Below are 20,732 nucleotides of genomic sequence, written 5' to 3'. Positions count from 1 at the left end.
TTACTGTCGGAGCGAGCCTGCTCGCGAATGGCCGCACCACAAATCTCAAGCAGGGATTACAGGCTCCGCCAACCCAAGAAACCGGCACAGTTCCTTACGCTTGGCCAACGCATCCCGCCGCCCCAGATCAATCAATTCGCTGCAATACCCCGCCTCGAACAACAGATAACTCAACACCCCCGCCCCACTGGTCTTGGTCGCCCCCGGCCCGCGCAGGAACAGACGCAGCGCCGCCGGCAATTCCTGACGATGCCGCGCCGCAATCTCATCGATCGGCTGACTCGGCGAAATCACCAGCACCTCCACCGGTGCCACGCCCAGCGCACGGGTCGGCGTACCACTGGGCATCAAGTGACTGAACTGATTCAGACGCTGCAACAACTCGATGTCGCTTTCCAGACTATCAATGAAGGTACTGTTGAGCATGTGCCCGCCAATCTGCGCCAGCGTTGGCTGTTGCCCGGTATAGGCTCGTTGTAGCTGTTGCGGGTCGACGCCTCGCGGGTTGCCACTGACGCCCACCACCAGCACCCGACTGGCACCCAGGTGCAGGGCCGGGCTGATCGGGGCAGATTGGCGCACGGCACCGTCACCGAAGTATTCCTCACCGATTTTCACCGGGGCGAACAGCAACGGAATGGCGGAACTGGCCAGCAAATGCTCGACACTCAATTGAGTCGGAACGCCGATGCGCCGATGGCGTAGCCACGATTCGATGGTGCCGCCACCCTGATAGAACGTGACAGCCTGACCGGACTCGTAGCCGAACGCCGTCACCGCCACCGCCTGCAACTGCTTCTGGGCAATGGCTTCGTCGATGCCCGCCATGTTCAGTTTGTCGTTGAGCAAACCGCGCAGCGGCGAACTGTTCAGCAACGCCACCGGTACCTGCGCGCCGATGCCCAACAGGCTGTGACTGACAAAGCGGCTGGCCTGGCTGATCACGCCGGGCCAGTCGCTGCGCAACACCAGATGGCTGCGAAAGCCCTGCCAGAATGCGGTCAGCCGTTCGATCGCGCCGCGAAAATCCATCGCCCCACTGGCGAGGCTTACCGCGTTGATCGCCCCGGCCGAGGTGCCGACGATCACCGGAAACGGGTTGCTTGCGCCCACCGGCAACAGCTCGGCAATCGCCGCCAATACACCCACTTGATACGCCGCCCGAGCCCCGCCGCCGGAAAGAATCAACCCTGTAACCGGTTCAGCAGGACTCATCGCAACACTCCATGGCGCTTAAAGGGATCGGTCACTCAACCGCGTTTTTTGTACAGCTTCGGCTCGCCCGGCGGGCGACTCTTGAAGCGGCGGTGAGCCCAGAGGTATTGCTCCGGGCATTCACGCAAGGTGCTTTCGACCCACTGATTGATGCGGATGCAATCGGCCTCTTCCGTTTCACCGGGGAAACCTTCGAGCGGCGCATGAATCATCAGTCGATAACCGCTGCCATCGGCCAGGCGCTCTTGAGTGAACGGCACCACCAATGCCTTGCCCAGCCGCGCAAACTTGCTGGTGGCGGTCACGGTGGCCGCCTGAATGCCAAACAGCGGTACAAAAATGCTTTGCTTGGCGCCGTAGTCCTGATCCGGTGCATACCAGATCGCTCGACCCGCGCGCAGCAACTTGAGCATGCCGCGCACGTCATCGCGCTCCACCGCCAGCGAATCGAGGTTGTGCCGCTCGCGACCACGACGCTGGACGTAATCGAACAGCGGATTCTTGTGCTCGCGATACATGCCGTCGATGGTGTGTTGCTGCCCCAACAGCGCCGCGCCGATTTCCAGCGTGGTGAAATGCACCGCCATCAGGATCACGCCCTTGCCGTCCTGCTGAGCCTTTTTCAGGTGCTCCAGGCCTTCGACATGGGCCAGTTTGGCCAGACGCTGACGCGACCACCACCAGCTCATGGCCATTTCGAAGAAGGCGATGCCGGTCGAGGCAAAGTTTTCCTTGAGCAGACGCTTGCGCTCGGCGGCGGACTTTTCAGGGAAACACAGTTCAAGGTTGCGCTTGGCAATGCGCCGTCGGTCGCCGGCCAGCCGATACATCAGGGCACCGAGCAGGCGACCGATAAACAGCAACGCCGGATATGGCAGCTGAACAATCAGCCACAACAACCCCAAGCCGCACCACAGCGGCCAGAAACGCGGCATAAGAAATGTTTTTCGAAAACGCGGGCGATCCATTAAAGGTTCCGGAAAGACAATGGCCGCACATTCTACATCGTTCGACCCGGCTTGCGGCTTGCGGGCGTTCTCGTTATAAGTCTCGGCACTTTTAGTGACAAGCCGTTGTATGCCGACCATGAGCCAAACCGAACCGCAAGACCAGGATCCCGTGTTCCAGTTGAAGGGCAGCATGCTCGCCATCACGGTGCTGGAACTGGCCCGCAACGACCTCGATAACCTTGATCGGCAACTGGCCGCCAAGGTCGCTCAGGCGCCTAATTTTTTCAGCAATGCGCCGCTGGTGCTGGCCCTGGACAAGCTTCCAGCGGGTGAAGGCGCGGTGGATTTGCCGGGCCTGATGCGCGTCTGTCGCCAGCATGGCTTGCGCACGCTGGCCATCCGCGCCAGTCGCATTGAAGACATCGCTGCCGCCATTGCCATCGATCTGCCCGTACTGCCGCCATCCGGTGCCCGTGAGCGTGCGCTTGACCCGCTCGAAGGTCAGGTGAAGAAAAAACCGGAAAAACCGCCGGAACCGACCATCAAACCGACGAAAATCATCACTTCGCCAGTACGTGGGGGCCAGCAGATTTATGCCCAGGGTTGCGATTTGGTGGTGATTTCATCAGTCAGCCCGGGGGCGGAACTTCTCGCCGATGGCAATATCCATGTATACGGTCCGATGCGTGGTCGTGTGTTGGCCGGCGTCAAAGGCGACACGAAAGCCAGGATTTTTTGTCAGCAAATGAGCGCTGAACTGGTGTCCATCGCAGGCCACTACAAGGTCTCCGAGGATCTGCGTCGCGATCCCTTGTGGGGCGCGGGCGTACAGGTCAGCCTGTCCGGCGACGTGTTGAACATCATTCGGCTTTAACGGATACTGCCGCATTTTCCAAGCATCTCTAAAACGTAGCGAAAACGGCTCAAACGAAGTAGGAAAACGGCTACAAGCAGTGTTTACCGGAGGTAAGCCCCGCCCAAAACCGTATTCCAGCCAAGGCTGTCCGACTGCAGTAGTTTTTCAAGAGATGTTTTTCAGGGGCTAAATGTCCTTTTTCCTTAGGGGTGAAACACCTTGGCCAAGATTCTCGTGGTTACATCCGGCAAGGGTGGTGTGGGTAAGACCACCACCAGCGCCGCTATCGGTACCGGCCTCGCTCTGCGTGGTCACAAAACAGTCATCGTCGACTTCGACGTCGGCTTGCGTAACCTCGACCTGATCATGGGTTGCGAGCGTCGCGTGGTGTATGACTTCGTCAACGTGGTCAACGGCGAAGCCAACCTGCAGCAAGCCCTGATCAAAGACAAGCGCCTGGAAAACCTCTACGTCCTGGCCGCCAGTCAAACCCGCGACAAAGACGCGCTGACTCAGGAAGGCGTTGAAAAAGTCCTGATGGCGCTGAAAGAAGACTTCGAATTCGTGGTCTGCGACTCCCCGGCGGGCATCGAAAAAGGCGCCCACCTGGCCATGTACTTCGCTGATGAAGCGATTATCGTGACCAACCCGGAAGTGTCCTCGGTTCGTGACTCGGACCGTATGCTGGGCCTGCTGGCCAGCAAATCGCGCCGCGCTGAAAAAGGCGAAGAGCCGATCAAGGAACACTTGCTGCTGACCCGCTACAACCCGCAACGCGTCAGCGATGGCGAAATGCTCGGCGTCGAAGACGTCAAAGAGATTCTGGCTGTCGCCCTGCTGGGTGTGATTCCGGAATCGCAAGCGGTGCTCAAGGCCTCCAACTCGGGCGTGCCAGTCATTCTCGACGACCAGAGCGACGCCGGTCAGGCGTATAGCGATGCCGTCGATCGCCTGCTGGGCAAAACCGTGGAACATCGTTTTCTCGATGTCACGAAGAAGGGATTCTTCGAGCGCCTGTTTGGAGGTAGATAATGAACATTTTTGACTTCTTTCGTGCCAACAAGAAGCCAAGTACCGCATCGGTAGCGAAAGAGCGTCTACAGATCATCGTGGCGCATGAACGCGGCCAACGCAGTACCCCGGACTACCTGCCAGCCTTGCAGAAGGAACTGGTGGAAGTGATCCGCAAGTACGTCAATATCGGGTCCGATGACGTGCACGTCGCTCTGGAAAACCAGGGCAGCTGCTCGATTCTGGAACTCAATATCACCCTGCCAGATCGTTAATCGATCCGGTCGGAGCCACGGCGGCTCAGGGCCCTTCTGCCACTGGAAGGGGCCTGAGCCGCCGTTGGCGTTTGTTACGAGGCTGTTTTAATGCCGTTGTCCAATGTCCACATCATCCATCAGGACGCCGCCGTACTGGTGGTGAACAAACCGACCCTGTTGCTCTCCGTCCCTGGCCGGGCTGACGACAACAAGGATTGCCTGATTACCCGCCTGCAAGAAAACGGCTACCCGGAAGCACGAATCGTCCATCGCCTGGACTGGGAAACCTCCGGCATTATTCTTCTGGCCCGTGACCCGGACACTCATCGCGAGCTGTCTCGGCAATTTCACGACCGCGAAACCGAAAAAGCCTATACGGCATTGTGCTGGGGTCAGCCGGAACTGGACAGCGGCAGCATCGACTTGCCCTTGCGCTATGATCCGCCGACCAAACCACGCCATGTGGTCGACCACGAATTCGGCAAGCACGCCCTGACCTTCTGGCGCGTGCTGGAACGCTGTGGCGACTGGTGCCGCGTCGAGCTGACGCCGATCACCGGCCGCTCGCACCAATTGCGCGTGCACATGCTCTCCATCGGCCACCCGCTACTGGGTGACGGGCTCTATGCCCATGAGCAAGCCCTGGCCGCCTGGCCTCGCCTGTGCCTGCACGCCAGCATGCTCAGCTTCACCCACCCTCAAACCGGTGAACGCTTGCGCTTCGAGTGCCCGGCACCGTTCTGACGCCCGATGAGCTTTCAATACGTTAAACTGGCGCCACTGCTGTCTGGAGCTTCTTATGCGCGAAGAGTTGAACCAAGGCCTGATCGACTTCCTCAAGGCCTCCCCTACCCCATTCCATGCCACTGCCAGCCTCGTTCAACGCCTGGAAGCGGCGGGCTTTGTACGCCTTGACGAGCGCGAGCCCTGGACCACCGAAGCCAACGGTCGTTACTACGTCACCCGTAACGACTCCTCCATCGTCGCGATCAAGATGGGTCGGCATTCACCGTTGCATGGCGGAATTCGCCTGGTCGGCGCCCACACCGACAGCCCGTGCCTGAGGGTCAAGCCACAGCCTGAGCTGCAGCGTCAGGGTTTCTGGCAATTGGGTGTCGAAGTCTATGGTGGTGCGTTGCTCGCGCCCTGGTTTGACCGTGACCTGTCCCTCGCCGGCCGCGTGACCTTCCGCCGCGACGGCAAGGTCGAGAGCCAGTTGATCGACTTCAAGGCGCCCATCGCCACCATTCCGAATCTGGCGATTCACCTTAACCGTGAAGCCAACATGGGCTGGGCGATCAACGCGCAGACCGAATTGCCGCCGATCCTCGCGCAATTCGCCGGTGACGAGCGCGTGGACTTCCGCGCCGTGCTCACCAATCAACTGGCACTGGAACATGGCTTGAACGCCGACGTGGTGCTGGATTACGAGTTGAGTTTCTACGACACGCAAAGCGCTGCGGTCATCGGCCTGCATGGTGACTTCATCGCCGGCGCGCGCCTGGATAACCTGTTGTCGTGCTACGCCGGCCTGCAAGCATTGCTCAGTGCCGAAACCGACGAAACCTGTGTGCTGGTCTGCAACGATCACGAAGAAGTCGGTTCCTGTTCGGCGTGCGGCGCTGATGGTCCGATGCTTGAGCAGACGTTGCGTCGTCTGCTGCCTGAAGGTGACGAGTTCGTGCGCACCATTCAGAAATCCCTGCTGGTTTCGGCCGACAACGCCCACGGCGTGCACCCCAACTACGCCGACAAACACGACGCCAACCACGGCCCGAAACTCAACGCCGGCCCGGTGATCAAGGTCAACAGCAACCAGCGTTACGCCACCAACAGCGAAACCGCCGGCTTCTTCCGCCACCTGTGCATGGCCGAGGAAGTACCGGTGCAAAGCTTTGTGGTGCGCAGCGACATGGGCTGTGGCTCGACCATCGGCCCGATCACCGCCAGCCACCTGGGCGTGCGCACCGTGGACATCGGCCTGCCGACGTTCGCCATGCACTCGATCCGCGAACTGTGCGGCAGCCACGACCTGGCGCACCTGGTCAAAGTGCTGAGCGCGTTCTACGCCTGCCAGGAATTGCCGTAACCCCTAAAAGCATCGCGAGCCGCTTAGCTCCCACAGTTGAATTGCATTCCAATGTGGGAGTGAGCCTGCTCGCGATGACGGCGGCACTGCCACCACAGCATGTTGTTTTACACACCTGACAATCAGCCACCCAAAAGCCACCTAGACTTAAATTAACCACTGACAAGGCCGTCTCCATGATCTCGCTGTCTTCGTTTCACGCCATGCTGGTCCCGATCCTCGCCGGGATGCTCATGCTGGCAATCGGCTTCAACTTTCGCGACAAAAACGCCGGTGTATTTGCCATGTGGGTTGGGATGCTGACCATTTTCGGCACCGTGATTTTCAAGATCCTCGCCAAACTCAATGAATAAACCCTCCCCCTGACTCGCATTGATTTAGAGGGGCTCGTACACTCGGACGATCCGTTCATCCCGAGGTTGACCGCCTAGTGCTTGCCCGTCTTTTCGCCCTGCCGTGTTTCTTCCTTGTCTGCCTCATGACGTTGCTGCCGATGACGCCAGCCCAGGCGGTCGGTTTGCCGGGCCTGCTCGGCAGTTCGACCAAAGCCCAGCCAGAGGCGCAAGAACCGTTGGGCCAATCGCTGGACGAAGTCATCAAGTCGCTGGAAAACGATCAGCAGCGCAGCAAACTGCTGGCCGACCTGAAGAAACTGCGCGATGCCACCAAAAAGGCGCAACCCGCCGCCGAAGAAGGCGTACTGGGCTTGATCGGCGGCACGCTGGCCACGTTCGAAAAACAATTCTCCGGGGCCGACAGCCCGCTCACACGCTGGACTGAAGAACTCGATCAGGCCAGGGACGAACTGACAGCATTGTTGTTGCCGGCCAGTGAGTGGCTGCCGATCATCTTCGCGTTCGCCATGATCCTGATGGTCTGGAGCCTGTTGGCGGCGGCCCTGATCTGGATCAGTCACCGGGTGCGCACGCGCTTCGGCCTGACCGAGGAACTGCCGCAACACCCCAAGGCGCTGGACATGTTGCGCTTCGCCTTGCGCAAGATTGGGCCATGGATGGTCGCCCTGGTGATCACCGTCTACATGAGCTACGCCCTGCCCTCCTCACTGGGCAAAAGCCTGGCCATGGTGCTGGCTTACGCGTTGGTGGTTGGCACCTGTTTCTCGGCGATCTGTGTGATCGCGTTCTCCCTGCTCGATGGTCCGCACCGCCACCGCGCCTTGTATATCCTGCGGCACCAGGCATTTCGGCCATTGTGGCTGATCGGCAGTTTCGCCGCGTTTGGTGAGGCGCTGAACGATCCGCGACTGATCGCCGGTCTCGGCAGCCATCTGGCGCACACGGCGGCGACGGCGGCCAACGTACTGGCCGCGATTTCGACCGGGCTGTTCATCTTGCGGTTTCGCCGGCCGATTGCGCATTTGATCCGCAACCAGCCACTGTCCCGGCGCCTGACCCGTCGCGCCCTGAGCGATACCATCGAGATTCTCGGTACCTTCTGGTACGTCCCGGCACTGGTGCTGGTGGGCGTCTCGCTGTTCGCCACGTTTATCTCGGCGGGCGACACCAGCACCGCATTGCGCCAGTCGCTGATCTGCACCGTGTTGCTGGTGTTGAGCATGGTCATCAATGGACTGGTGCGGCGCCACGCCCTTAAACCGCAACGCGGTGTAAAGCGCCATGCGCTGTATTCGGAACGCCTGAAAAACTTTTTCTACACCCTCGTTCACTTGCTGGTGTGGTTGGCGTTCATCGAGCTCGGCCTGCGGGTTTGGGGCATGTCGCTGATCACGTTCACTGAAGGTGAAGGCCATGAAGTCAGCGTCAAACTGTTCAGCCTCGCCGGCACGCTGATTTTCGCCTGGCTGATCTGGATTCTCAGCGACACGGCCGTGCACCTCGCCCTCACCCGATCCCGCAAAGGCCTGGCCAATACCCGCGCACAGACGATGATGCCGTTGATTCGCAACGTGCTGTTCGTGGCGATCTTTATTATTGCGCTGATCGTCGCGCTGGCGAACATGGGCATGAACGTCACGCCATTACTGGCCGGTGCCGGCGTGATCGGTCTGGCCATCGGTTTCGGTGCGCAGTCGCTGGTCGCGGACTTGATCACCGGGCTGTTCATCATCATCGAAGACTCCCTGGCCATCGACGACTATGTGGACGTCGGCGGCCACCTGGGCACCGTGGAAGGGCTGACCATCCGCACGGTGCGCCTGCGAGACATCGACGGCATCGTCCACACCATTCCCTTCAGCGAAATCAAAAGCATCAAGAACTACTCCCGGGAATTCGGCTACGCGATTTTCCGGGTAGCGGTGCCGTCCGACATGGACATAGATAGCGCGATAAAACTGATGCGCGAAGTCGGTCAGAAAATGCGCACCGACCCACTGCAACGTCGCAACATCTGGTCGCCACTGGAAATCCAGGGGGTCGAGAGTTTCGAGTCTGGCAATGCGATCCTTCGCGCCCGGTTCAAAACCGCGCCGATCAAACAGTGGGAGGTTTCACGGGCATTCAACCTGTCGCTCAAGCGGCATCTGGATGAGGCGGGCCTGGACCTGGCGACGCCGCGCATGAGTGTTCAGGTTGTTACGGCGACGGGTGAAGCGCAGAAGGAATAGCGATGGCGGCGACTCGGTTTTCTGCGAACTAAACCACATCAACCCCGACATGAATCGCATCATGGCGCCAGAACTCCAGGTCACAGTCGATCAACCGCTCATGCTGATCGTAGTTGACCCGCGCAATGCGCAAACCCGGGCTGCCCACCGAAACGCGTAACGCGGCGGCCGCATCCACCGAGAGCGATGTCGGGACTATTTCGAAACGCACCCGCCCGTAGTGCAAGTCGTAATGCCGTGCGTACAACTCGGTGATCGACTGATTCAAATCGAATTCAAGAATTCCCGGAAAATACAGCGGATTCAAATAGTGCTCCACGTATAACACCAGCCGCCCATCAATACGTCGCGCGCGGCAAATCTGGATCACGCTCGACAGCGCCGGCAACTGCAACCACGCGCACACCGCTGCCGAGGCCGGTTGCAACCGCGCCGAAATCACTTCGGTGGACGGCACACGACCCTGCGCGCTGACCATCGCGTGAAAGTGACTGCGTTGCATCAGGTTATAGGCCAGACGCGGCGGTGAAACGAACCAGCCACGGCGCTCTTCGCGATAAATCTGGCCCTGCGCTTCCAGTTGCAACAACGCCTCGCGCACGGTAATCCGTGTGGTCCCGAACAACTCACTGAGCTTGCGCTCGGCCGGAAGCTTGCTGCCGGGCGCCAACAAACCGTGGTCGAGCTGCTCCTGCAAGACCTGACCAATGGCCGTCACCGCTTTCGTTGCCTCATCACGCATCAAAGTTACCTATCTGGACTAGACCAGCGCTGTTACAGAGCAAAATCGCGTTGTCAAACCGGTTCATCGACATGCTGCAAGCGTAGGCAATGCAGATGACTGATCGATGACAAAGCCACCCAACGGTCATTCCCACGGTTGCCGAAAACCCTGCAATACATCCGCCAAGTCCCTTGCTCACGGGGTCTTTACCCATGGTCTACGCTTACCGTGCACCTGCCAATACCGGGCAAATAACTGTGCTGCCGGGCGACGACCGACATGAAAGTGTCATCGAGCCCGCCTAAATTGGCTCAGGTATTGCTGACCTAGACCAACACAACCGCAATCGCAGCGTTGAAAACGCCCAAAGGAGCTTCGGATGAAAAAGCTTTTCCTGGCATCACTGTTAGGCTCGACCATAGCCATGTGCACCGCCGCCATGGCGGCTGATGATTTGAAAACCCTCGAAGCCGCTGCGAAAGCGGAAGGCGCCGTCAACAGCGTCGGCATGCCCGATGACTGGGCCAACTGGAAAGGCACCTGGGAAGACCTGGCCAAAACCTACGGCCTCAAACACATCGACACCGACATGAGCTCGGCCCAGGAAATTGCCAAGTTCGCCGCTGAAAAAGACAACGCCAGCGCTGACATCGGCGACGTGGGTGCAGCCTTCGGCCCGATCGCGGTCAAGCAAGGCGTGGTGCAACCGTACAAGCCGACGACCTGGGATCAGGTTCCGCCCTGGGCCAAGGACAAGGACGGTAACTGGGCACTGGCCTATACCGGCTCCATCGCGTTTATCATCAACAAAAAACTGCTGCACGGTTCCGAAGTGCCGACCAAGTGGGCTGACCTCAAAACTGGCAAGTACAAAGTTTCCATTGGTGACGTAAGCACCGCGGCCCAGGCTGCAAACGGCGTTCTGTCGGCGGCACTGGCCAACGGCGGCGACGAGAAAAACCTCAAGCCTGCGCTGCTGCTATTCGCCGATCTCGCCAAGCAGGGTCGCCTGTCGATGTCCAACCCGGTCATTGGCGCCATGGAAAAAGGCGAGATCGAAGTCGGCGTGGTCTGGGACTTCAACGGCCTGAGCTACAAGGCCAAGATGGCTAACCCGGATGATTACGTGGTGCTGATCCCGTCCGATGGTTCAGTGATCTCCGGCTACACCACCATCATCAACAAGTACGCGAAAAACCCGAACGCCGCCAAGCTGACCCGCGAATACATTTTCAGCGACGCCGGCCAGATCAACCTGGCAAAAGGCAACGCACGTCCGATCCGTGCCGAGCACATCACACTGCCAGACGACGTGAAGTCCAAGCTGCTGCCTAACGAGCAGTACAAGAACGTGAAGCCGATCAAAGACGCCGACGCATGGGAAAAGACCTCCAAAGCCCTTCCTCAGATGTGGAACGAAGAAGTCATCGTAGAAATGAAGTGATGTCGTAAATCCCTGTGGGAGCGAGCCTGCTCGCGAAAGCGGTTTTACATTCAACATTTAGGTTGACTGGCACACCGCTTTCGCCAGCAAGTCGAATCGTCGCACCGCCGCTCCCACATTGGATCGAGTGAAGCCTGAGTTTCTGAATTTTTGTATTGCGGAGTTTCAGCCCATGAAGCACAACGTCATCCTTGTCGTGCTCGACGGTCTCAACCACGACGTCGCACGCCACACCATGGGGCACTTGCAGGCGTACGTCGGCGCTGGGCGCGCCGCGCTCTACAAACTTGAGTGCGAACTGCCGTCCCTGTCCCGTCCACTCTACGAATGCATTCTCACGGGTGTCCCGCCCATCGAGAGCGGCATCGTTCACAACAATGTCTCGCGCCTGTCCAACCAGCGCAGCATTTATCACTACGCCACGGACGCCGGTCTGATAACTGCCGCAGCGGCGTATCACTGGGTCAGCGAGCTGTATAACCGTTCGCCGTTTGTGGCTGCACGGGATCGTCACACCGATGATGAATTCCTGCCTATCCAGCACGGTCACTTCTACTGGAACGACCACTACCCGGACTCTCACCTGTTCGCCGACGCCGAAAGCCTGCGCCTGCGTCATGCGCCGAATTTTCTCTTGATCCACCCGATGAACATCGACGACGCCGGGCACAAACACGGTCTCGACACCCCGCAATACCGCAACAGCGCGCGCACGGCCGACATTATTCTGGCTGACTACCTGCGCACCTGGCTCGACGCCGGTTATCAAGTGCTGGTGACCGCCGACCACGGCATGAACAACGACCGCTCCCACAACGGCCTGTTGCCGGAAGAGCGCGAAGTGCCGCTGTTTGTCCTCGGTGACGCGTTCAGTCTCAACCCCGACGCCACGCCGAAACAGACCGAAATCTGCGGCACGATTTGCAAATTGCTGGGCGTGGCCCACGACAAACCGGTGTGCCAGGAGCTGCTCAAGTGAATGCCAATACCCGTAGCAAGTGGTTGGCAGCCTTGTGCCTTGTACCTTTCGCCCTGTTTTTTATCGTGTTTGAAATCGCCCCGCTGGTCTGGGTAATGATCAACAGTCTGGAGTCGGAAGAATTCGGCTGGGGACTGGCCAACTTCACCAAGATTTTCAGTTCAAAGTTCTACTTGCAGGCGATCCAGTACAGCCTCGAGATCAGTTTCTGGTCCAGCGTATTCGGGATCATTATCGCGGTGCTGGGTGCCTACTCCCTGCGCCGGGTCGACTCGAAACTGCGTAATTTCGTCAACGCTTTCGCCAACATGACCAGCAACTTCGCCGGCGTGCCCCTGGCCTTCGCGTTCATCATCCTGCTGGGCTTCAACGGCAGCTTCACCATCATGCTCAAGCAGGCCGGGATCATTCAGGATTTCAACCTGTACTCGAAAACCGGGCTGATTATTCTCTACACCTATTTCCAGATTCCGCTCGGCGTGTTGCTGCTCTACCCGGCTTTCGATGCCTTGCGCGAAGACTGGCGTGAGTCCGCCGAATTGCTCGGCGCAAACGGCTGGCAGTTCTGGCGGCATATCGGCTTACCGGTACTGACGCCGGCGTTGCTCGGTACGTTCGTGATCCTGCTGGCCAATGCCCTCGGCGCCTACGCGACGGTTTACGCGCTGACCACCGGCAACTTCAACGTGATGACCATCCGCATCGCGGCGATGGTCTCTGGTGATATTTCCCTGGACCCGAACCTCGCCAGTGCCCTGGCGGTGGTGCTGGTGGCCTTGATGACCCTGGTGACCCTCGTGCATCAGCTGCTGTTGAAGAGGAGCTACCATGTCTCGCGTTGAACTGGGCCCCGTCGGTGTCTATCACCGCATCGTGGTGTACCTGCTGTTTGCCATTCTGTTGTTGCCGCTGATCGGGACGCTGATCTACTCGATCTCCAGCAGTTGGTCGGCGACCATTCTGCCCAGCGGTTTTACCTTCAAATGGTACCTCCAGCTGTGGAGCGACCCGCGCTTCCTCGGTGCGTTCGGTCAGTCACTGCTGGTCTGCGTCGGCTCGTTGCTGTTGTCGGTGGTACTGATTCTGCCATTGCTGTTTGTGGTGCATTACCACTTCCCGAAACTCGACGCCCTGATGAACATTCTGATCCTGCTGCCCTTCGCGGTGCCGCCAGTGGTGTCGTCGGTGGGGCTGTTGCAGCTCTACGGTTCCGGACCGTTCGCGATGGTGGGTACACCGTGGATTTTGATTGGCTGCTATTTCACGATTGCGTCGCCGTTCATGTACCGGGCGATCACCAACAACCTGCAAGCCATCAACCTGCGCGACCTGATGGACGCCGCACAGTTGCTCGGCGCCAGCACCTGGCAAGCGGCGTTCCTGGTGGTGCTGCCAAACCTGCGCAAGGGCTTGATGGTGGCGCTTCTGCTGTCGTTCTCGTTCCTGTTCGGGGAATTCGTGTTCGCCAACATCCTCGTCGGCACCCGCTACGAAACCCTGCAGGTCTACCTCAACAACATGCGCAACAGCAGCGGCCACTTCACCAGTGCGCTGGTGATTTCCTATTTCTTCTTTGTGCTGGTTCTGACCTGGGCGGCCAATATCTTGAACAAGGACAAAAGCGAATGAGCTATGTCAGCGTCCAACATTTGCAAAAAAACTACTCGGGCACCACGGTATTCAGCGACATCAACTGCGAGATCCAGAAGGGTGAGTTCGTCACCCTGCTCGGCCCGTCAGGTTGCGGTAAATCGACACTGTTGCGTTGCATCGCCGGCCTGACCTCGGTCGATGGCGGCAAGATTTTGCTGGAGGGTCAGGACCTCGTTCCATTGAGCCCGCAGAAACGCGGGATCGGCATGGTCTTTCAGAGTTATGCACTGTTCCCGAACATGACCGTGGAACAAAACATCGCCTTTGGCCTGCGGATGCAGAAGGTCAACGCCGACGACAGCCAAAGGCGCGTTGCCGAAGTGCTCAAGCTGGTGGAACTGAACGACTTCGCCGCGCGGTTCCCTCATCAACTGTCTGGTGGTCAGTGCCAGCGTGTGGCCCTCGCCCGCTCGCTGGTCACGCGACCACGACTGTTGTTGCTGGATGAACCGCTGTCGGCCCTCGACGCACGGATTCGCAAGCACTTGCGCGAACAGATCCGTCAGATCCAGCGCGAACTGGGCCTGACCACGATTTTCGTCACACACGATCAGGAAGAAGCGCTGACCATGTCTGACCGGATTTTCCTGATGAATCAGGGAAAGATCGTACAAAGCGGAGACGCCGAAACCCTGTACACCGCGCCTGTGGATGTGTTTGCCGCCGGATTTATCGGCAATTACAACTTGCTGGACGCCGACAGTGCTACAAGGTTGCTGCAACGGCCGATCAACCACCGCATAGCGATTCGCCCGGAAGCCATCGAGCTGAGTCTGAACGGTCAACTGGACGCCCAGGTGCGCAGCCACAGCTTGCTCGGCAACGTGATTCGTTACCGGGTCGAAGCCCGCGGCGTGGAATTGGTGGTGGATGTTCTGAACCGCTCGGCGGCCGACCTGCATCCCGATGGTCAGCGTCTGGCGCTTTCCATCGATCCAGCGGCGCTCTGTGAGGTAGCTTGAAAGCAGTTGCAAGCTTCAAGCTGTAAGCTGCAAGTAAACGACTGATTACCTCTATCCACCTTGCAGCTTGAAGCTTGCCGCTTGAAGCTGTTCTCAGGGAGAACCCACTGATGGCCCTGGCAATTTTTGATCTGGACGAAACCCTGATCCACGGCGACTGCGCCACCCTCTGGAGCGAGCAAATGGGCCGCTTGGGTTGGGTCGACCCTGAGTCGTTCATGCGGCAGAACAATGAGCTGATGGACGCTTACAGCCACGGCAAGTTGCGTATGGAAGAGTACATGGAGTTCAGCCTTGAGCCGATGATCGGCCGGACGCCTGAAGAGGTCGATCACCTGGTCGGGCCATGGGTTGAAGATTTCATCGAGCCAATCATCTTCAGCGACGCTACTAAAGCGATTGCCGCCCATCGCAAGGCTGGCGACCGGATTCTGGTGATATCGGCGTCTGGCACGCACCTGGTGCGGCCGATTGCAGATCGCCTGGGCATTGACGAGATTCTCGGCATTGAACTGGAAGTCGCGCATGGGGTGTACAGCGGCCACACCGTTGGCACGCTGACCTACCGCGAAGGCAAAATCACCCGTCTGCTGGAATGGCTGGATGCGGAAGAGGAAAACCTGGAAGGCGCGAGCTTTTATTCCGACTCACGTAACGATTTGCCGCTGCTTCTGAAGGTGGATTTCCCACACGTGGTAAACCCCGACCCGGTCCTGCTTGAGCACGCCGAAAAAGCCGGCTGGCCGATCCATATCTGGAAGTAACGCAAATCCCCTGTGGGAGCTAGCCTGCTGGCGATGAACGATGACGCGGTTCAGCTGGAAAACCGCGCCATCGTTCATCGCCAGCAGGCTAGTTCTCACAGGTTTTGTGTTGTCAGGTCAGGCTTTCGTCGATCACCAACACCAGTTTCCCCGCCACAGTATTGCTCGCCAACTCCGCAAACGCCGCTTCGGCATCCTTGATCGGGAACGTCCTGGCCAGTTGCGGGCTCAAACGCCCCTCTGCAAACAATGGCCAGACATGCTGGCTCAGATCACTGAACAAGTCCGCCTTGAACTGCTCGTCGCGGTTGCGCAACGTCGAGCCCAGCAGTTGCACACGCTTGGCCAGCACCTGCGCCAGATCCAGTTGTGCCTCACGCCCACCCATCAGGCCGATCAGCACCCAACGTCCATCGCGGGCCAGCAGCTTCAGATTCAGCGCGGCGTAGTTGCCGCCCACTGGATCCAGGATCACATCGAACGGCCCCAGATCATTCAAACTGTCCAGGCCACCCTTGCGCACCACCCCACCCTGCGCCCCCAGTGCTTCACAGTAAGCCAAACGCTCGGCGGAACCGACGCTGACCCAGCACGGATTACCAAACGCCTTGCAGAGCTGAATGGCAGCTGAACCAATTCCACTTGCTCCGGCGTGCAGAAGAACTTTCTCACCCGGTTTGAGCGCAGCCAGCTGAAACAAATTCAGCCAAACGGTCGCATATACTTCTGGCAAGGCGGCCGCCTCGACCAGGGACAGTCCTTCGGGAACCGGCAACACATGCCGCCCGTCGACAACTACTTCTTCGGCCATTCCACCCCCGGCCAGCAAGGCGCAAACCCGATCACCGACCTGCCAGGAAGACCCCGCGCCCACCTCGCTGATCACCCCTGAACACTCAAGACCCAGTACTTGACTGGCTCCCGGCGGGGGTGGATAGAGGCCCGCTTTCTGCAACAAATCGGCACGATTGAGACCCGCTGCCGCCACTCGGATACGAACTTGTCCTACATCGCATGTAGGACTGGGCTCTTCAAGCCACTCCACTTGACCTTCAACGCCTTGCAATGCTTTCACAGTGCCTCCATAGTGAGTCTGGACTGAGCCCGTAGCTGTAGCGCCGGGCTTTCTTGCATTATGCGACCGGTTCTCGTGGATCCGGCGACTTCAAAGACGGCCTAATATGCGTGATCAATTGTCCCCGCGTCGAATCAGCATGAAGCATTTTTTCTCTGGCTCCGCCCTTGCCCTCTGCATCGGTATCGGCCTGTTGCCGCTGTCGACCAATACGTTTGCCGCCAATAGCTGGGACAAGCTTCAGCCTGATCGTGACGAAGTAATCGCCAGTCTGAACGTAGTCGAATTGCTCAAGCGCCATCACTACAGCAAACCGCCGCTCGATGACGCGCGTTCCGTGATCATCTACGACAGCTATCTCAAGCTGCTGGACCCGTCGCGCAGCTACTTCATGGCCAGCGACATTGCCGAATTCGACAAGTGGAAAACCCAGTTTGACGATTTCCTCAAAAGCGGCGACCTCAATGCCGGGTTCACCATTTACAAGCGCTACCTGGACCGCGTCAAGGCGCGTCTGGACTTCGCCCTTGCCGAGTTGAACAAAGGCGTCGACAAGATCGACTTCACCGCCAAGGAAACCTTGCTGATCGACCGCAAGGACGCACCTTGGCTCAAATCCACTGCCGAACTCAACGACCTGTGGCGCAAACGCGTCAAGGACGAAGTGCTGCGGCAAAAGATTGCGGGCAAGGACTCCAAGCAGATTCAGGAAACCTTGATCAAGCGCTACAAGAACCAGTTGGCGCGCCTGGACCAGACCCGTGCGGAAGACATCTTCCAGGCGTACATCAACACCTTCGCCATGTCCTACGACCCGCACACCAACTATCTGTCACCGGATAATGCGGAAAACTTCGACATCAACATGAGTCTGTCCCTGGAGGGCATCGGCGCCGTGTTGCAGAGCGACAACGACCAGGTAAAAGTCGTGCGTCTGGTGCCTGCCGGCCCGGCCGACAAGACCAAAATGGTTGCCCCTGCCGACAAGATCATCGGTGTTGCCCAAGGCAATAAAGAGATGGTCGACGTGGTCGGCTGGCGCCTGGACGAAGTGGTCAAATTGATCCGTGGTCCGAAAGGCACCGTGGTGCGCCTGGAAGTGATTCCGGCCAGCAATGCACCCAACGACCAGACCAGCAAAATCGTGCCGATCACCCGCGAAGCGGTGAAGCTTGAAGATCAGGCGGTGAAGAAGTCGGTCCTCAACCTGAAACAGGATGGCAAGGACTACAAGCTCGGCGTCATCGAGATTCCGGCTTTCTACCTCGACTTCAAAGCTTTCCGTGCAGGCGATCCGGACTACAAGAGCACCACACGCGACGTCAAGAAACTGCTGACCGAGTTGCAGAAAGACAAGGTCGACGGCGTAGTTATCGACCTGCGCAACAACGGCGGCGGTTCCTTGCAGGAAGCCACCGAGCTGACCAGTCTGTTCATCGACAAGGGGCCTACGGTTCTGGTGCGTAACGCCGATGGCCGGGTCGATGTGCTGGAAGATGAAAACCCGGGCGCCTTCTACAAAGGCCCGATGGTGTTGTTGGTCAACCGCTTGTCCGCCTCGGCATCGGAAATTTTTGCCGGCGCCATGCAGGATTACCACCGCGCGCTGATCATCGGTGGCCAGACATTCGGCAAAGGCACCGTGCAGACCATTCAACCGCTGAACCATGGCGAGCTGAAACTGACCCTGGCCAAGTTCTACCGGGTTTCCGGCCAGAGCACCCAGCATCAGGGCGTACTGCCAGATATTGATTACCCGTCGATCATCGACACCAAGGAAATCGGTGAAAGCGCCCTTCCGGAAGCCATGCCGTGGGACACCATCAAACCGGCCATCAAGCCTGCGGTTGATCCGTTCAAGCCGTACATCACACAGCTCAAGTCCGAGCATGACGCTCGCTCGGCCAAAGACGCGGAGTTCGTGTTCATCCGCGACAAGCTGGCCTTGGCGCAGAAGCTGATGGATGAAAAAACCGTTAGCCTCAACGAAGTCGAGCGTCGGGCGCAGCACACCGACATCGAAGCCAAACAGTTGGCGATGGAAAACATCCGTCGCAAGGCCAAAGGCGAAGAGCCGCTCAAAGAGCTGAAAAAAGAAGACGAAGACGCCATCGCGGCCGAGCCGGACAAGACCAAGCCAGAAGACGACGCTTACCTGAGCGAGGCTGGTCGGATCCTGTTGGACTACCTGAAACTCAACACCGCGGTCGCCAAGCACTAAGATGATGGCAAATTAATGCTGGCGCTCTCCGGAGCGTCATCATCTGTCGCGAAATAAGGGACTGGGAGCAACTCTTGAACAAGAGTCTGCTCCCAGTCCTTTTTTATCGCCTAGATATTGTGATCGTTCCCACGCTCCGCGTGGGAATGCCTCCAGGGACGCTCCGCGTTCCAGCTACAGCGCCGGCATCGCGCCGGGCACCCCTGTGACGCAGAGCGTCACGGGCTGCATTCCCACGCGGAGCGTGGGAATGATCTTTCAGCGGCGTTACTCCGAAGCCTGAGCCCGCAACCGCCGCCCGAGCACATCCAGCACATCACACCCATCGCGCAACGGAATGGCGCACAGCAACGCAAAATCACTAAGAATGAACGACTCACACTCAACCGATCCGCGCATCGACATGTTCTCCAGCACCTGCGTGACGGCGCGAATTCGATAGTTGGCGGCGTCGTATAAAACATCGAGCGGCGCGTGGGTATCGACGAACAGCGTGGGCATGTCGGTGCAGTTGCTGGTGAGAGCCATGAAGCGGCTTTTGGGGTGGGGGATTGGTTTTTCGTAGGGGGGATCGGGGTGAAGGGTTTTCATTTTTTCAGACCTTTGGCGGATAAATTTAAGCTACCAACGGCCTTTCCTACGGGCTTGGGTGGCAGCCGTACGCGGGAGTAGGAAACTGAGGTACCCACCAAACTCAGCCACGCCGAAGCGTGCCCCGCGCACAGCCGCCGCGAACGATCTTACGGACACTGATTAAGTGCCGCAATCACACGACAGCGCTGACGCGCGGTGAATACCCAAGGGTTCCTACACCCTGCCACTGCATTTGCAGGGACAGCCAAAGACTATCCATGGATCTCACTTCGCACCAGTTCATGAAAGCCGCTACAAGTTGAAGGAAACTTCCGACGACCTTGCCCAGAAATTTCGCTTCCGTTTCACAAACGTCGCCTACCAAGTGGATTGGTCTTCAAGACTGGCTTTTTGAAGATCGTCTTTCCATTCCAAGGTTGCCAACCGGAAGATATCCTCGAAAAAAGCTCTGGTGTTATCCATCTCATCCCAGCCGCAAGGAAATGACGAATATGCTTCTGGGTCATACGCCAGCAGCGACTTAAAATCATATGCTGCGTCCTGAAGCGCCTCTTCCAAGCACTTATAAAGTAAAAATCGATGTCGGTATGACCGTTTTCTAGTCAGGCAGTACTTGAGTATTAGCTCTTCCCTGTCTGCAGGATTATTGGGATCAAACTGTTCCAACTCCTCCCCAAGGGTCTCTTCGCGATCATAAATATCAAAACACCCTAAAAAATATGAAGGCGTCGGGACGTATGGCTGTTCAGTTCCAGGATCAATAAGCATTTTTTCTCTACTTAATCGGATACAGCGTAAATGGCACGCCGTCATCATCAAATTTCATTTCAAATCCGTCCAAACCGATCAACTTCGGATTTTCTTTTGATTTGGAATTTGGCATGTACCCTTCCCCCGCGCCCGGAAGTCTCATTCTGACAACATCGTTGTCCTCATTGTCTTTCCCCGTGTAACGCGGAAGACCGTTCTTCGTTCTTGTTGTTGCAAGAGTGTAAGCCTCGAGCATCAACTCCCAACTGCTAAATCTGGAGCTTGGATTACCACGTTGGTGCCAGGGTTTTCTACCAGTTATCGGATCCGTACCATCAATAGCTCGCTGCTTCCATTTGGCATCTGGTACTGCTGGACTATGTTTCCCCACCATATGCATGCCCTGGCTTTTATCCAACCGTCTAATTTCATTCTCGGCAAGCTCCGCAGCACTTAACTTACGCTTGGGTAACTCAGGCTCACCCTCATCCACCCTAGTGCCAGTCGTATCATCCGGCGCCCCACACCCAGGCTTATTCGGTGGCGGACAGTTCCCGCTCAACCCCAACGGATCAACCCACCCCGTCGGATTCGGCGTGTA

20 protein-coding genes and 1 pseudogene are annotated in these 20,732 nt (G+C 58.2%); 14 read left to right on the top strand and 7 right to left on the bottom strand.

All coding sequences use genetic code 11. The annotated features are described in order from the left end of the window. Positions 1-45: 45 nt before the first annotated feature. Complete coding sequence (locus PMI22_RS20640) at positions 46-1,215, bottom strand: patatin-like phospholipase family protein (protein WP_007944435.1); 1,170 nt, start codon at positions 1,213-1,215, stop codon at positions 46-48. A gap of 35 nt (positions 1,216-1,250) precedes the next feature. After that, positions 1,251-2,183 (bottom strand): lipid A biosynthesis lauroyl acyltransferase, encoded by a 933-nt coding sequence (locus PMI22_RS20645; RefSeq protein ID WP_007944434.1) that lies wholly within the window; start codon positions 2,181-2,183, stop codon positions 1,251-1,253. Positions 2,184-2,301: 118 nt separating this feature from the next. On the opposite strand from PMI22_RS20645, the gene minC reads away from it, so the two are divergent. From minC to PMI22_RS20675, 7 genes are all read left to right on the top strand, one after another. Continuing rightward, positions 2,302-3,039, top strand: a complete 738-nt coding sequence (minC, locus tag PMI22_RS20650) for a septum site-determining protein MinC (RefSeq protein WP_033049029.1) — start codon at positions 2,302-2,304, stop codon at positions 3,037-3,039. Between the two features lie 201 nt (positions 3,040-3,240). Continuing rightward, positions 3,241-4,053 carry a septum site-determining protein MinD gene (minD, locus tag PMI22_RS20655; RefSeq protein ID WP_007944432.1) on the top strand — a complete coding sequence of 271 codons (813 nt, stop codon included), beginning with the start codon at positions 3,241-3,243 and terminating at the stop codon, positions 4,051-4,053. Further along, entirely contained in the window at positions 4,053-4,307 is a 255-nt protein-coding gene (minE, locus tag PMI22_RS20660) for a cell division topological specificity factor MinE (protein ID WP_007944431.1), read from the top strand. Before minD ends, minE begins: the two co-directional genes overlap by 1 nt. A gap of 90 nt (positions 4,308-4,397) precedes the next feature. Continuing rightward, positions 4,398-5,033, top strand: coding sequence for an RluA family pseudouridine synthase (locus PMI22_RS20665; RefSeq protein WP_007944430.1), 636 nt, complete (start codon positions 4,398-4,400; stop codon positions 5,031-5,033). Between the two features lie 55 nt (positions 5,034-5,088). Beyond that, positions 5,089-6,378, top strand: a complete 1,290-nt coding sequence (locus PMI22_RS20670) for a M18 family aminopeptidase (RefSeq protein WP_007944428.1) — start codon at positions 5,089-5,091, stop codon at positions 6,376-6,378. A gap of 176 nt (positions 6,379-6,554) precedes the next feature. After that, positions 6,555-6,731, top strand: a complete 177-nt coding sequence (locus tag PMI22_RS31570) for a hypothetical protein (protein WP_007944427.1) — start codon at positions 6,555-6,557, stop codon at positions 6,729-6,731. A 77-nt stretch (positions 6,732-6,808) separates the two neighbouring features. Beyond that, complete coding sequence (locus PMI22_RS20675; RefSeq protein WP_033049018.1) at positions 6,809-8,965, top strand: mechanosensitive ion channel family protein; 2,157 nt, start codon at positions 6,809-6,811, stop codon at positions 8,963-8,965. Between the two features lie 28 nt (positions 8,966-8,993). On the opposite strand, the gene PMI22_RS20680 is transcribed toward PMI22_RS20675, so the two are convergent. After that, a complete protein-coding gene (locus tag PMI22_RS20680) occupies positions 8,994-9,707 on the bottom strand; it encodes a UTRA domain-containing protein (RefSeq protein WP_007944425.1) in 714 nt (237 codons plus the stop codon). A 361-nt stretch (positions 9,708-10,068) separates the two neighbouring features. On the opposite strand from PMI22_RS20680, the gene PMI22_RS20685 reads away from it, so the two are divergent. The 6 genes from PMI22_RS20685 to PMI22_RS20710 all read left to right on the top strand — a co-directional run bounded on the left by PMI22_RS20685 (position 10,069) and on the right by PMI22_RS20710 (position 15,491). Further along, positions 10,069-11,133 carry an ABC transporter substrate-binding protein gene (locus PMI22_RS20685; RefSeq protein ID WP_007944424.1) on the top strand — a complete coding sequence of 355 codons (1,065 nt, stop codon included), beginning with the start codon at positions 10,069-10,071 and terminating at the stop codon, positions 11,131-11,133. A 172-nt stretch (positions 11,134-11,305) separates the two neighbouring features. Next, a complete protein-coding gene (locus PMI22_RS20690) occupies positions 11,306-12,112 on the top strand; it encodes an alkaline phosphatase family protein (protein WP_007944423.1) in 807 nt (268 codons plus the stop codon). Then, positions 12,109-12,954: an ABC transporter permease gene (locus PMI22_RS20695; RefSeq protein WP_007944422.1), complete on the top strand. Its 846-nt coding sequence runs from the start codon at positions 12,109-12,111 to the stop codon at positions 12,952-12,954. Before PMI22_RS20690 ends, PMI22_RS20695 begins: the two co-directional genes overlap by 4 nt. Continuing rightward, entirely contained in the window at positions 12,941-13,741 is an 801-nt protein-coding gene (locus PMI22_RS20700; protein WP_007944421.1) for an ABC transporter permease, read from the top strand. Before PMI22_RS20695 ends, PMI22_RS20700 begins: the two co-directional genes overlap by 14 nt. Beyond that, complete coding sequence (locus tag PMI22_RS20705) at positions 13,738-14,727, top strand: ABC transporter ATP-binding protein (protein WP_007944420.1); 990 nt, start codon at positions 13,738-13,740, stop codon at positions 14,725-14,727. Before PMI22_RS20700 ends, PMI22_RS20705 begins: the two co-directional genes overlap by 4 nt. 110 nt (positions 14,728-14,837) lie before the next feature. Further along, positions 14,838-15,491: an HAD family hydrolase gene (locus PMI22_RS20710; protein ID WP_007944419.1), complete on the top strand. Its 654-nt coding sequence runs from the start codon at positions 14,838-14,840 to the stop codon at positions 15,489-15,491. Between the two features lie 112 nt (positions 15,492-15,603). On the opposite strand, the gene PMI22_RS20715 is transcribed toward PMI22_RS20710, so the two are convergent. Beyond that, positions 15,604-16,566, bottom strand: a complete 963-nt coding sequence (locus tag PMI22_RS20715; RefSeq protein WP_007944418.1) for a zinc-binding dehydrogenase — start codon at positions 16,564-16,566, stop codon at positions 15,604-15,606. Between the two features lie 139 nt (positions 16,567-16,705). Between PMI22_RS20715 and PMI22_RS20720 the strand changes: the two genes are divergently transcribed. Further along, the gene (locus PMI22_RS20720) at positions 16,706-18,787 is read left to right on the top strand and encodes a carboxy terminal-processing peptidase (protein ID WP_007944417.1); all 2,082 of its coding nucleotides are present in this window, start codon (positions 16,706-16,708) and stop codon (positions 18,785-18,787) included. Positions 18,788-19,054: 267 nt separating this feature from the next. On the opposite strand, the gene PMI22_RS20725 is transcribed toward PMI22_RS20720, so the two are convergent. The 3 genes and pseudogenes from PMI22_RS20725 to PMI22_RS20735 form a co-directional block, all read right to left on the bottom strand. Beyond that, complete coding sequence (locus PMI22_RS20725) at positions 19,055-19,378, bottom strand: hypothetical protein (RefSeq protein WP_007944416.1); 324 nt, start codon at positions 19,376-19,378, stop codon at positions 19,055-19,057. Positions 19,379-19,738: 360 nt separating this feature from the next. Beyond that, entirely contained in the window at positions 19,739-20,149 is a 411-nt protein-coding gene (locus tag PMI22_RS20730) for a hypothetical protein (RefSeq protein WP_007944415.1), read from the bottom strand. Between the two features lie 7 nt (positions 20,150-20,156). Then, a pseudogene (locus tag PMI22_RS20735) lies at positions 20,157-20,732 on the bottom strand (type IV secretion protein Rhs); the annotation flags it as partial.

The organism is Pseudomonas sp. GM21, from assembly GCF_000282215.1.
Taxonomy (GTDB): domain Bacteria; phylum Pseudomonadota; class Gammaproteobacteria; order Pseudomonadales; family Pseudomonadaceae; genus Aquipseudomonas.
This window is presented reverse-complemented; position numbering and strand designations above follow the sequence as displayed.

Excerpts from the sequence above, each read along its gene's own strand:
- minC (WP_033049029.1), top strand. The coding sequence starts at position 2,302 with ATGAGCCAAACCGAACCGCAAGACCAGGATCCCGTGTTCCAGTTGAAG.
- PMI22_RS20725 (WP_007944416.1), bottom strand. The coding sequence starts at position 19,378 with ATGAAAACCCTTCACCCCGATCCCCCCTACGAAAAACCAATCCCCCAC.
- minE (WP_007944431.1), top strand. The coding sequence starts at position 4,053 with ATGAACATTTTTGACTTCTTTCGTGCCAACAAGAAGCCAAGTACCGCA.
- PMI22_RS20710 (WP_007944419.1), top strand. The coding sequence starts at position 14,838 with ATGGCCCTGGCAATTTTTGATCTGGACGAAACCCTGATCCACGGCGAC.
- PMI22_RS20690 (WP_007944423.1), top strand. The coding sequence starts at position 11,306 with ATGAAGCACAACGTCATCCTTGTCGTGCTCGACGGTCTCAACCACGAC.
- PMI22_RS20645 (WP_007944434.1), bottom strand. The coding sequence starts at position 2,183 with ATGGATCGCCCGCGTTTTCGAAAAACATTTCTTATGCCGCGTTTCTGG.
- PMI22_RS20700 (WP_007944421.1), top strand. The coding sequence starts at position 12,941 with ATGTCTCGCGTTGAACTGGGCCCCGTCGGTGTCTATCACCGCATCGTG.
- PMI22_RS20730 (WP_007944415.1), bottom strand. The coding sequence starts at position 20,149 with ATGCTTATTGATCCTGGAACTGAACAGCCATACGTCCCGACGCCTTCA.
- PMI22_RS20670 (WP_007944428.1), top strand. The coding sequence starts at position 5,089 with ATGCGCGAAGAGTTGAACCAAGGCCTGATCGACTTCCTCAAGGCCTCC.
- PMI22_RS20640 (WP_007944435.1), bottom strand. The coding sequence starts at position 1,215 with ATGAGTCCTGCTGAACCGGTTACAGGGTTGATTCTTTCCGGCGGCGGG.
- PMI22_RS20680 (WP_007944425.1), bottom strand. The coding sequence starts at position 9,707 with ATGCGTGATGAGGCAACGAAAGCGGTGACGGCCATTGGTCAGGTCTTG.
- PMI22_RS20685 (WP_007944424.1), top strand. The coding sequence starts at position 10,069 with ATGAAAAAGCTTTTCCTGGCATCACTGTTAGGCTCGACCATAGCCATG.
- PMI22_RS20665 (WP_007944430.1), top strand. The coding sequence starts at position 4,398 with ATGCCGTTGTCCAATGTCCACATCATCCATCAGGACGCCGCCGTACTG.
- PMI22_RS31570 (WP_007944427.1), top strand. The coding sequence starts at position 6,555 with ATGATCTCGCTGTCTTCGTTTCACGCCATGCTGGTCCCGATCCTCGCC.
- PMI22_RS20720 (WP_007944417.1), top strand. The coding sequence starts at position 16,706 with ATGAAGCATTTTTTCTCTGGCTCCGCCCTTGCCCTCTGCATCGGTATC.
- PMI22_RS20705 (WP_007944420.1), top strand. The coding sequence starts at position 13,738 with ATGAGCTATGTCAGCGTCCAACATTTGCAAAAAAACTACTCGGGCACC.